Annotated in this window: 10 protein-coding genes; 3 read left to right on the plus strand and 7 right to left on the minus strand. The window is 59.7% G+C overall.

The annotated features are described in order from the left end of the window. The first annotated feature begins 38 nt into the window (after nucleotides 1-38). Nucleotides 39-1,529, plus strand: coding sequence for a HAMP domain-containing sensor histidine kinase (locus LOY43_RS10425; RefSeq protein ID WP_258709568.1), 1,491 nt, complete (start codon nucleotides 39-41; stop codon nucleotides 1,527-1,529). Further along, nucleotides 1,498-2,934, plus strand: a complete 1,437-nt coding sequence (locus tag LOY43_RS10430; RefSeq protein ID WP_095047555.1) for a sigma-54 dependent transcriptional regulator — start codon at nucleotides 1,498-1,500, stop codon at nucleotides 2,932-2,934. Before LOY43_RS10425 ends, LOY43_RS10430 begins: the two co-directional genes overlap by 32 nt. A 145-nt stretch (nucleotides 2,935-3,079) precedes the next feature. Here the strand turns inward: LOY43_RS10430 and LOY43_RS10435 are convergent, their stop codons facing one another. Further along, nucleotides 3,080-3,427 (minus strand): hypothetical protein, encoded by a 348-nt coding sequence (locus LOY43_RS10435; protein ID WP_220558542.1) that lies wholly within the window; start codon nucleotides 3,425-3,427, stop codon nucleotides 3,080-3,082. Between the two features lie 175 nt (nucleotides 3,428-3,602). Between LOY43_RS10435 and LOY43_RS10440 the strand changes: the two genes are divergently transcribed. Beyond that, nucleotides 3,603-4,400 carry a class I SAM-dependent methyltransferase gene (locus tag LOY43_RS10440; protein WP_258709569.1) on the plus strand — a complete coding sequence of 266 codons (798 nt, stop codon included), beginning with the start codon at nucleotides 3,603-3,605 and terminating at the stop codon, nucleotides 4,398-4,400. A gap of 126 nt (nucleotides 4,401-4,526) precedes the next feature. On the opposite strand, the gene LOY43_RS10445 is transcribed toward LOY43_RS10440, so the two are convergent. The 6 genes from LOY43_RS10445 to LOY43_RS10470 all read right to left on the minus strand — a co-directional run bounded on the left by LOY43_RS10445 (nucleotide 4,527) and on the right by LOY43_RS10470 (nucleotide 11,390). After that, the gene (locus LOY43_RS10445; protein ID WP_095124757.1) at nucleotides 4,527-5,219 is read right to left on the minus strand and encodes an N-acetyltransferase; all 693 of its coding nucleotides are present in this window, start codon (nucleotides 5,217-5,219) and stop codon (nucleotides 4,527-4,529) included. Beyond that, complete coding sequence (locus LOY43_RS10450) at nucleotides 5,216-6,406, minus strand: GNAT family N-acetyltransferase (protein WP_258709570.1); 1,191 nt, start codon at nucleotides 6,404-6,406, stop codon at nucleotides 5,216-5,218. Before LOY43_RS10450 ends, LOY43_RS10445 begins: the two co-directional genes overlap by 4 nt. A gap of 4 nt (nucleotides 6,407-6,410) precedes the next feature. Next, nucleotides 6,411-7,100: a GNAT family N-acetyltransferase gene (locus LOY43_RS10455; protein ID WP_258709571.1), complete on the minus strand. Its 690-nt coding sequence runs from the start codon at nucleotides 7,098-7,100 to the stop codon at nucleotides 6,411-6,413. 68 nt (nucleotides 7,101-7,168) lie between these two features. Then, nucleotides 7,169-9,088: a hypothetical protein gene (locus LOY43_RS10460; RefSeq protein ID WP_258709572.1), complete on the minus strand. Its 1,920-nt coding sequence runs from the start codon at nucleotides 9,086-9,088 to the stop codon at nucleotides 7,169-7,171. Beyond that, a complete protein-coding gene (locus LOY43_RS10465) occupies nucleotides 9,085-10,392 on the minus strand; it encodes an oligosaccharide flippase family protein (protein WP_258709573.1) in 1,308 nt (435 codons plus the stop codon). Before LOY43_RS10465 ends, LOY43_RS10460 begins: the two co-directional genes overlap by 4 nt. Continuing rightward, on the minus strand, nucleotides 10,389-11,390 hold the full coding sequence (locus LOY43_RS10470) for a polysaccharide deacetylase family protein (protein WP_258709574.1): 1,002 nt from the start codon (nucleotides 11,388-11,390) through the stop codon (nucleotides 10,389-10,391). The genes LOY43_RS10465 and LOY43_RS10470 overlap by 4 nt, the downstream gene beginning before the upstream one ends. Nucleotides 11,391-11,393: the final 3 nt, after the last annotated feature.

Raw genomic sequence — 11,393 nt, forward strand, 5'->3', positions numbered from 1 at the left:
CTGTAAGCAGCGCGATATAAAACTCCAGGGCCACTCCCATGCAGCGACTGGAAGCACAAAAAACCTCTGCACCGAACGCATCGGTCGCATGCAAGGGCTGGCGCGAGCAGTTCAATTTGCTGCGCTGGTTCTCGCTCGCGAGTTTTTTCATCATCGCCGCCGTGGCGTTGGGGCTGGGTTATATCTCCACACGCTTCGTGGTCACCGAAAGTGTCGAGCGCGATGCGCTGCTGACCGCGCAATTCGTTGAGGCCATTGGCGCGGCGGAAATGCGCCACGCCAAAATCAATCCGAACCGGACGATGGGCGAAATGCTCGACCCGCGCCAGGACGGCAACTTCCCAGATGTCGACCCTGTGTTACAGGCTTCTGCGCGTATCGAATTTCTTGACCATGTCGAACACCTGCCGGACATTCTCCTGGCCACGGTGTACGCCTTGGATCGCACGGTGATCTGGTCGACCAACGCTGAGCTTATCGGTGTGCACATCAAGGATGACGATGAACTCGACGAATCATTCGAGATGAAAGTGCCGGTGTCCTCCAGCTACCACAAGATCGACGATGAGAAACCCGAGCAACAAATGCTGCGCGAACCGAAATACCTGTTCATCGAGAACTACATCCCGATGTTCAATGCTGACAAAAGCAAAGTCGTCGCCATGGTTGAGGTCTACAAGGAGCCGGCGGATCTGGTCGACCGCATCGATCGTGGATTCGCCTCGATCTGGGCGGCGACTTGCTTCGGCGGTGCGGCGATTTTTCTAGCCTTGTTCTGGATCGTCCGCCGCGCGGCGAAATTGCTGCAGAGCCAGCAGCAACAACTGATCAGCAACGAAACCTTCGTCGCCCTCGGCGAGATGTCCTCGGCGGTGGCGCACAGCCTGCGCAATCCACTGGCGACCATTCGTTCCAGCGCTGAACTGGCCCAGGAAATTGCCAGCCCCGGCGCGCAACGCAATATTGGCGACATCATCAGTCAGGTTGATCGGATGTCACGCTGGGTGCGCGAACTGCTGGTGTCGCTGCGACCGATGAATGACGACGGCGAGGCGGTGGACCTGGTGATGGCGGTCGAAGACACCGTTGGCGCCTTCGAAGCATTGATCAAACGCTGCAACGTCGAAGTGCGCTTCACTGCGCAGAATTGCGCGCCGGTCGTCAGTCAAAAGGTGCTGCTGACGCAAATACTCAATAGCCTGTTTGCCAACGCCCTCGAAGCCATGCCCAAGGGCGGTGTGCTCACCGTCGAGTTCGAATCGCCGCAGCCGGACAGCGTGCGCATGACCCTGAGCGACACCGGTAAGGGCATGAGCGCGCAGCAGCAACTGTTGGTGTTCAAACCGTTTTTTACCACCAAGCAGGGCGGCCTCGGGGTTGGCCTGGCGTTGGTCAAAAGAATCATGGAGCGTTTTCAAGGCTCGGTCGTTTTGACCAGCAAAGAGCAGGAAGGAACCCGCGTCAGTCTCAACTTCAAAGTGGCATCGGGAGGGGAATATGGAACACAGCATTCTGCTGGTCGAGGATGACGAACTGCTGGCCGAGAATATTCAGACCTACCTGGAGCGCAAGGACTTCGAGGTGACGGTCTGCCATTCGGCCGAAGACGCGTTAGGGCAACTGGAAACCTTCATGCCCGACATCGTGCTGACCGACAACTCGCTGCCGGGCATGAGCGGTCACGACCTGATCCAGAAGCTGCGCATCAGCGCGCCGGATCTGAAAGTGATCATGATGACCGGTTACGGCAACGTTGAAGATGCCGTGGTGGCGATGAAGGAGGGCGCCTTTCATTACGTCACCAAACCGGTCGCGCTGACGGAGCTCAAACTGCTGCTCGACAAGGCCCTGGCCACCGAACGGATGGAGCGCACGTTGTCGTTCTATCAGGAACGCGAGGCGCAGAAGTCAGGTGTGCAGGCGTTGATCGGCGATTCGGCGCCGATGCAGTATCTGAAAAACACCATTGGCCAGTTGCTCGATGCCGAGCGGCGCATGGCCAACACCGATCTGCCACCGGTGCTTGTGGAAGGCGAGACCGGCACTGGTAAGGAACTGGTGGCCCGCGCGTTGCACTTCGACGGCCCGCGCAGCAAAGGCCCGTTTATTGAATTCAACTGCGCGTCGATCCCGTCGAATCTGGTCGAGTCGGAGCTGTTCGGGCATGAGAAGGGTGCGTTCACCGATGCCAAGGACCGTCGCGTCGGCCTGGTGGAAGCGGCGGACGGTGGCACGCTGTTTCTTGATGAGATTGGCGAGATGGATCTGCTGTTGCAGGCGAAGATTTTGAAGTTGCTTGAGGATCGCACCATTCGCCGGGTTGGCTCGGTGAAGGAGCGCAAGGTCAATCTGCGGGTGATCAGCGCGACCAACTGCAACCTGGAGCAAATGGTTCAGCAGGGGAAATTCCGTCGCGATCTGTTTTTTCGTTTGCGGATCATTTCGATCAAGGTGCCGCGCCTGTATGCGCGGGGTGAAGATATCTTGCTGCTGGCGCGGCACTTCCTCGCCAGTCACGGCAAACGCTATGGCAAGCCGAATCTGCATTTCAGCCAGCAGGCCGAAGAATTGCTGCTCAGTTACACCTGGCCGGGCAATGTGCGCGAGTTGCGCAACATGCTTGAGCAAACGGTGTTGCTGGCGCCGAGCGACACGATTGCCGCGCATCAATTGAACGTGTGCATGAGCCTGTGTGACGAGTTGCCGCCGCAGCATCAACACCACGAACCTGTGTCGCCCTACGAACCGCGTCCGGCGAGCAATATGGAGTCGATGAACCTGCCGGAAGTCGAACGCGACATGGTGCGCAAAATGCTCGACAAGACCGACTGGAACGTCACCAAATCCGCGCGCCTGCTGGGCCTGAGCCGCGACATGTTGCGCTACCGCATCGAAAAACTCGGCCTCGCCCGGCCGGATAAACGGCAGTGGTAGCCCCACCGCAAATCCCCTGTAGGAGTGAGCCTGCTCGCGATAGCGGTGTGTCAGTCGACCTTTTTATTACTGACACACCGCTATCGCGAGCAGGCTCACTCCTACACGGGATCGGTGGTGCCGCAGATGTTGTGAGCAACCCGGATCAATGCTGCTGCCGACTCAAACACTCCAGCACACAACCCGGATCCAGCACCTCGTCATTCACATAAATCCCGCGCTCGGCATCGTACGTGCGGATAAACACCCGCACCGTCGCATCCGCCACCGTCGGCAGTTGTGAATCGTAGAACACGTGGTCATCCGGAATGACCACGAAATCCTGCGGCGCCGTATCGTCGTAAGGCTTGGGCGGTGTGGAACTCAGTGAATACGGAGCAGGGTGAGCGAAGGGCTGGTTGGGCCCGTAATAATTGAAATTGCTGTCCAGCGCTTGCGCCTGTGTGGCGGCGAGCAGACAGCCGGTCAATAGCAGCCGATCGAGCATTTGCATGGCGGCACCTGCGAGTGCGGTTTTCCCCAAGGCTATTAACTATAGCTGCCCACGCCCCCAACGCTCGATCCACATCGGATCCCAAGGAATTGGCTTACAAGTTTGCAACAACCGCAATTGCCGGGCTGATCTAGACTCGGATCCGCTCAATCACGAGTATCGTCCGGAGTGCGCCATGGAAGTGCCCAACAATAAAACCGCCATCGACAGCAATCGACAGGCGTGGAACGATTCCGCCCGCCATCATCAGGATTCGCCTGATTGGCAGGCCTTGCTCGGCGAGGTTGCGCAGGCGGATTTCTCTTGTCTTGATGAGACCTTGAGCGGGTTGCTGGAAGTCGACGGTAAAGATGTCATTCAACTGGGCTGCAACAATGGCCGTGAGAGTCTCTCCCTGTTTGCGCTCGGTGCCAGAAGCGTGGTCGGTGTCGATCAGTCGGCGGCGTTTCTCGATCAGGCGCGTGAGCTGAACAAGCGTTCACCGCACAACGCCGAGTTCATCGAAAGCGATATCCATCATTTGCCAGCGTCATTGCTGAATCGCTTCGACGTCGCGCTGATCACCATCGGTGTTCTCAACTGGATGCCGGACATCGGCGAGTTCTTCCGTCATGTCGCCTCAACGCTGAAACCGGGTGGGAAACTGGTGATCTACGAAACCCATCCGTTTCTGGAAATGGTCGATCCGAATGCGGAAGATCCGTACCGCCTCGCCAGTTCCTACTTCCGCGCCGAGCCGTTTGTGCAGGAAGAGCCGATTGTCTATGTCGGCAAAGTCGAGCAGCAGTCGGCAAAGTCGTATTGGTTTGTGCATACGCTGGGGGCGATTTTCAGCGGTGCCATCGGAGCAGGGCTGAATATTGCGCACTTCAAGGAGTATGCGCATTCGAATCGGGAAGAGGTGTATGACCAGTATCTGAATCGAGAGGCGCAGATGCCGATGTGTTTTACCCTGATCGCCACCAAGTCCTGAATTCTTGATCGCGACAACCGGCCTCTTCGCGAGCAGGCTCACTCCTACATTTGAAATGCATACCCCTGTAGGAGTGAGCCTGCTCGCGATGGCGGCATCAAAGCCGCCACAAATATCCAGACTGAATCAAGCCTGCGCCGCCGCCGTCACTACCGGTCTTTCCGGCTTGCGCAGCGCCTCCAGTCTTGAATCGCTGTAGTTTGATTCGCGGAAGAAACGCCAGTGCCCGAACAGGTCGTAAACATGCGTGATATGCCCTTGCTCCTGATAGCCCAGGCGAATATGCATCTTCAGCGCCTGTACATTGGCGTTGTCGCAGATATCCACCACTTTTTTAAAGCCTCGGGCAGACATGACTTGCCAGAGTGCGGTCTGTGCATCGACGGTCAAGCTACTGCCGAAATACTGCCGGGTAATTTCGGCACCGAACTGAAAGTATTCACCGGGCTTGACCGGGAACGTGCAGCGGTAGAAGTGGCGGTCGTAATAGTCGCGAGTGCTGGCCCAGACAAACCCGACGGTGTGACCGTCCTGGTCCAGGTGCATATGCCCCGTATGCCCTTCAGCGGCCAACTCGGCCATGGTCTCCACGCGGTCACCAAAGTACTTGCTGAATGCCTTGGCGTTGTCCTCGGTGATGTCGACTCTGCGCAAACCTTCACAGGGGCGCAGTTTGTTCGGGGCAATCGGCGTGACCAGGTCGCGCTCCATCCACAGCAATTCACGGTGAGCGAACACGTAACGTTTCCACAGCGCGCCAAGGGTGCGGCGCAGGCCTTTTTGTTTGATGCGCAGAAGCAGATTTTCGATGACGCTCATGATGCCCTCCGAGGCGCTAGCCCAGGTGTGTTGGATGGTGTTGCCGGTTGAGTTTCGGATGTGTTCGCCGCCGTTGAGTTGCCGGCACGCGGTGCGCGCCATTTTTGCAGGGTCGGTTTGACGCGGTGCCAAAGGCGTAGCCCCAGGCCCAGCAGCAAACCGCTCGGGCGCCACGAGTAGAAACTCCAGCGCCAGTGTTCCAGTTGCCCGGTCATGCGTTCGTGCAGTTGATGGCTGGAGTTTTCCAGGCTGACCCGCGACGCATCGATCCAGCGCCATTGCTCATCCAGCCCCCAGCGAATCCATTCCTCCAGCAACACCCGGCCGCTACCGAGGTCGGCGTATTGCGGCAAAAACGCCAGGTTGTAATCGTAGAGGCGGCCCTGTTCGAGCAGGCCGAGGCGATAGCTGATGCAGCGGCCGTTCAGCTCCAGCGTCACGACCCGCACCAGGCCTTGAGCGGCGAGGGCGGTGAAAGCGCTTTGCATCCACTGACGACTGCGTTCGGTGGCGAAAATCCCGACACCCTCGTCACCTTTCCAACTGACCGACTCGACATCCTGCAGCGCTTCCAAAATCGTAGGCATCGACAGCGCATCGGGGTTGATTCGCCGCACTTGCGCACCGCATGCGGCAATCCGTTTGCGCGCCCGACGCAGCTTGTAGCGCGGGTCACCGGAGATCTCCTGATGATCGGCGTCGCTGATCAGATGCACCGGCACCCGGCAACTCAGGCGTCGTTCAGCCGTGGAACTGCGCGCCATCCATTCGGTGAGCGCACTTTCTTCACCGGCAGGTTCCGACAGTTCATTGAGTTGCAGCAGCGCGTGGGGCAGATGCTTACGGATCAGCACCAGCGCCTTGTGCATGTCTTCGCGGCCGAGCAACGACAGCAAGGCCAGGCGATCGGCCATTGGATAACCCAAGTGATGCAAAACGCGAAACGGTACGCCAGCGAAGCGTTCGCGGCTGGCCACCAGTGGCAGGCACAGCAGCAATTGCTCGGCTTCCCAGCCGAGCAGAATATGCAGGCGCTGATCCTCGTCCAGGGCCTGCTCTGCCGCGCACAACCAGCCAAGATTGTTGAACGGCGTGTGGTCGGCCACGCGCAGGCGCAGTGCCTCGAAGGCTGTTGCCGGGAAGTCGGCAGCGCATAGAGAGGTGCGCCATTCGAATCGCATCACCATGGGTTCAGGCCGCCGTTGCTTTGACAGGTGGACGGGAAGTTTTACCCAGCGCCGCCAGACGCGAGCCGCTGTAGCGGGTTTCGCGATAGAAGCGCCAGCGGCCGAACAGCGTGTAGATATTCATGATCCGCTGTTGTTCGGTATAGCCCATGCGCAGGTGCAGCTTGAGCGCCGGGACGTTGCTCGAGTCACAGACATCGACCACTGTGTGGCAGCCTTGGGCGGCCATGGCTTTCCACAGGCGCAGTTGCAGATCTACCGACAATTCGGTGCCCCAGTAGGCACGGGTCAGTTCGCCGCCGAACTCGAAAAATTCGCCGGGTTTAACCGGGAACCGGCAACGGTAGTAATGCCGATCGAAATAGTCGCGCGGTGTGCCCCAGATAAACGCCACGGCATCGCCTTTGTCGTCGACATGCATATGCCCGGTGTGACCGTCACTGGCCAGCTCGGCCATGACGCCGACGCGGTTGCCGAAGTAGCGGGCAAAGGCGCTGGCGTTGTTTGCGGTGATCTTCAGCATGCGCAGTGGCGGGTAGGGTTTGAGGCTGTGCGGCGGCACGGGGCTGACCAGATCGCGCTCCATCCACAGCAGTTCCTGATGGTCAAAAATGTACATTCTGCGGATCTTCGCCAAGGTCGCTCGCAGGCCTTTACGACGGATATGTCCGCTGAGTCTTCGCAAAACATCCATGGTCTCTTCTCCTGTTGAGGATCCCACGCACAGCAAGAGGCTCGCGGGACAGAACATCGAAGGGCAGTTCATGAAGCGCTCCAGTTCAGGGTAAACAGGGTTTGACCCGGCAATTCAAAACGCACGCGCCCGTTTTCACAGACAAACGGTGCGTCGTGGCTGCGATTGTCAGCGCCGAAGAAACGCAGGGCGCTTTGGTTCAGCGGGCACCGGGCGCCGCTCAGATCAACCTGTTGCAGGCGCGTGCCTTTGTTCACCCCGAGCAGTGCGCGCTGCTTGTCGCCGGCCATCCCCAGAACATCCACCTCAAAAGCGTCGTTATCCAGTTGCAGGACTTGCGGCAGCCAATGCCGGGCGATGAATTGCTGGGCAAGGCCCACCGGTTTCAACTCGAAGCGACCATCGTCATGGATGCGCACCATGCCTTTGCCGTAGGGTGGTTCGTCGGCGGCCTGAAACCAGTTGAGCATGCTCAGCAGGCCGTCCTGAGAGGCGTTGATGACCACCGACGCCCACCACAGCGCGGTGTAATGGGTTTCCTGATCGTAGGGGCTCAGGGCTGAGCCACTGGACAGATTGGTCTGATCCAGCAGCAACGCTTTGCGTGGCTGACCTTTAGCGTCCAGCCCCACCACCTCTGCTGCGCGACGCACGCTGTCGCGGTAGACCCGGGTCGCCAGCAAGTCGCGAACCATCCATTCATGCCAGGCCAATGCATCGACTTGATCGGCGGATTCACTGAGTAGACGCCGCGCCCAATCGATGCCGCGCTTGTCCGCTGCGTTGCGGGTGAACGGCCCGTTGATAAAACGTGAGCTGGCGGGCATGGCGATGCGCACGCCGGCCTTGGCATTCGCCGGATCGCTGCGCACCTGGCGGGCCATGCTGACAAAAATCGCTCGATAATCTTCGTAGCTCGAATAGTTCAGGTTCGGTTCGTCGGCGAAGCCGATGTAATGTGTGCCTTGACCACCCAGCGCACGAGTGCCGGCGAGCCAGGCCTCAAGGCCGTTGTTGCTCTGCACGTCGGCACGCAGATCGGCCCGACGCCCGGTGCCAGCGAGCAGGGTGATGTCCTGGCGGATGCCGAAGCGAGTCTGATAGAGCTGACGAACCGGGTCTTCGAAACGGGCATTTTTCGCAGTAACGTCAACATAGCTGTAATAACTCGCTGCACTCGGTTTCAAGGCATCCAGTGCGGCATAACTGGCTGCGGGCGGCATGAGATTGGGCAGGGCAATGCCTAGATCCGGGGTGCGACCGAGGACCTTATCGTGCAGGGTCAGGCGTACCTGGCCCGGCTCTTCACGCAAGGGTTGAAGCTGCTGCGGATTTTGCGCAAACAGATTGGCCGTGCCATCGAGCCAGAATGCCGCTTTGCCGCTGCCCTGCAGGCGCAAGCGCCAGACCTGGGGCTGGTCGCTGACCGGCAAGGCCACTTGATCGAATTGCCAATAGGCGCGGTAAGGTTTGAGGGCCAACGACAGTTGTTGGCCATCGTCCATACGCTGGGCTTGCAGCGCGTTGACCCCGCCATGATATTTGCCGTTCAGCACCGCGTGTTCCCCCGGTGCTACTTTGAAAAACAGCTCATCGCCATTGCCGGTCTCGACACTGAAATGCACCTTGGCCGGACTGAACAGCGCCACTGTTTTATCGTCATGCTCGACGCGATAACTGCGGAAGCTGTAGCCGGGAATTTCCAGGCGATAACTGGCAGCCCCGGGCAGCAACGGCCAGCTCTGCGAACCGCGAGTTTCGCTGGCTTTGATCAGTCGTTCGCCCTGCAGCTTGCCCTGACCGTCGAGCAGATAAATATGCTCTTCATTGGCCTCGGCCTGCCACGCCGGAACCCAGCGCACGGTGACCGAGTCCGGTCGATCGGTTTGCAGGTACAAACTGCCGTCTCGCAGGTCACCCCACTGCATCGGCGCCGCGAAACCGTTCAGCGTCAGGCCGAGTCCGAACAGCAGGGCCAGGCGTTTCATGCGGTCTTCCGACGTTGCAGCATCAACCACATCGGGGTGATGTCGCTGGGCAGGATGATCAAGGTTTGCCAGAACGGCACGTTGCTCAAGCGGCAATAAAGCACCAGCATCGCCACCGTCACCGCCAGATAAGCGATTGATGAAGCCGCCGCTGCACCGACAATGCCGAAGGCAGTAATCAACAGCAGATTCAGCGCAAGGTTGAGCAGCGCGCCGATGCCCATCAGCAACGACACCGTGCCGGGGCGATCCTTGCCAATCAGATCCAGGCGCAGAATGCTTGCATAGCACAGGCCCAGCAGACCGGGCAGCAACGCGAGCAGCGCCGGATACGCCGGTTGATACGCCGCGCCGAACAGCGTGACGATCAACCATTCGCCGATCACTGCCATGGTCAGGCAGGCGCCGAGCATCACCGTGGCGGTCAGGCGCAGCGCCAGCGGCGTGACCTTGTCCATGCCTTTGTCCTGTTGCAGCAGTCGCTTCATCAGCGGTGTGGTGACCGCTTCCGGAACGATCAGCAGCAATTCGGCGGCGGCGCTGGCCATGGCGTAGTGGCCGAGCGCGGTGCTGCCCAGCAGGGCGCCGATAAACAAGTAATCGGAGCGCAGAATGATCTGTTGAAACAGCAGGTCCGGATGGCTGCGCGCACTGAATCGCAGCAGCTCGTTCTGGCTCGCACGGTCCCATTGCAGTTGCAGCGGTTGTGCGCGTTTGAGCCACATCCAGCCGACCAGCACCACCAGGCTGATGCCGGCCAGCCAACTGATCAGCGCGGCTTCGAGTGCTGCCTCCTTCCACATCCAGAACAGCGCAACAAACAACAGCAGCGGTGCCAGGGATTCGATCAGCCGCAGAACATTGAATGCAACCACGCCGCCCGATGCGTTGTGCAAGGTCAGCAAACCGCTTTTAAGTACGGTCAACGGCACCGCCAGCAGCAACAGCCACGCCAGCAGACCGAGCTGCATCGTCACATCGAGTTCGCTGCCGAACTCACGGGCCAGCGCGACCACCAGCAAGGTCAGCAGCCCGGCCAGAAGACAGCCGAACACCAACACCTGAGCGAGCAACAAGCCCATCGGCCGCTGATTGGCCGCTTGATAACCGACTGCCGAATTCAAGCCGCCGCTGGTCGCCGCGCTGATCAGATCCGGCAGGGTGCTGAGCAGGGCGAACAAACCGCGTTCACTCGGGCCGAGAATCCGCGCCAGCAACACATTGCGCAGCAGGCGCAAGGCAATCATTGCCAGTTTGGTGCCCATGCTCAGCGCCAGATGCTTGAGGTAGCTGCCGCGACTCATGGCCGTGCTCCGCGATAAATGCGCCACGACAACAACGCCGGATTGCACGCGATGCGCTGACTGACGCCGAAGCGCGGCAGGTTCAGCGGGTCGCCTTCGCCGCGATAAATGCCGGTGCCGGTGCCGAGGGCGAACGGATAATCGTGATTGGCGATCTGCTCGCGCACGCGTTCATCGTTGTCGCCGTTGGGGTAGCAATACACCGGTAGTGGGCGGTTGCAGCCGTTGTACAAGGCATCACGGCTGCGGCTGATTTCTTCGTTCAGGCGCTGATCATCAAGGCCGGTGAGGATGGCGTGGCTGGCACCGTGCGGGCCAAAGCGCACCAGACCGGAAGCCTCCAGCGCGCGCACTTGATGCCAGTCCAGCGCTTGCGGCTGTGATTCGGCTGGGCACTCATCGGTGAGTTTTTCCAGTTCCTGCGGGTCAAGCGTCTTCAACCCTTGGAGGAAATGCAGCAGCGCCAGGCTGCGGCGGTCGACATCGATGTCATCGAGCATTACCGGCAATGGGTGATGCATGAACTGCAGGCACTCGATCAAGTGCATCCGCGCTTTTTCACCGTGGCTGCCCCACAGGGTTTCGCCAAGGCTTTCCCACCAGAAACGCTGACGGCTGCCGATGAAATCGGTGGAGAGGAAAATGCTCGCCGGTACCTGATGTTTCTGCAGCAGCGGGAAGGCGTTGACGGCGTTGTCGCGCCAGCCGTCATCAAAGGTCAGCGCCACCCGTGGGCGCTCGCTGCGCAGCGAATTGGGCTGGAGGATTTCCATCAGCGGCACGCAATCGAAATGCCGACGCAGCCACAGCAGTAAATACTCGAAGGCCTTGGGCCCGACGCACAGTTCATTGCGGTGCGGCAGGTTGGCGGCCCGGTCGTTGGCCAGTACCCGGTGCAGCATCAGAATGACCCCGGCACCGTGCAACTGGTTGCGGCCCACTGACGAGTTGAGATAAAGCCAGCCGCTGGTGCGTTTTAGCAGTTGTTTGATCGCCATGGC

Origin of the sequence: Pseudomonas sp. B21-041, from assembly GCF_024748675.1 — a bacterium.
Taxonomy (GTDB): domain Bacteria; phylum Pseudomonadota; class Gammaproteobacteria; order Pseudomonadales; family Pseudomonadaceae; genus Aquipseudomonas; species Aquipseudomonas neuropathica.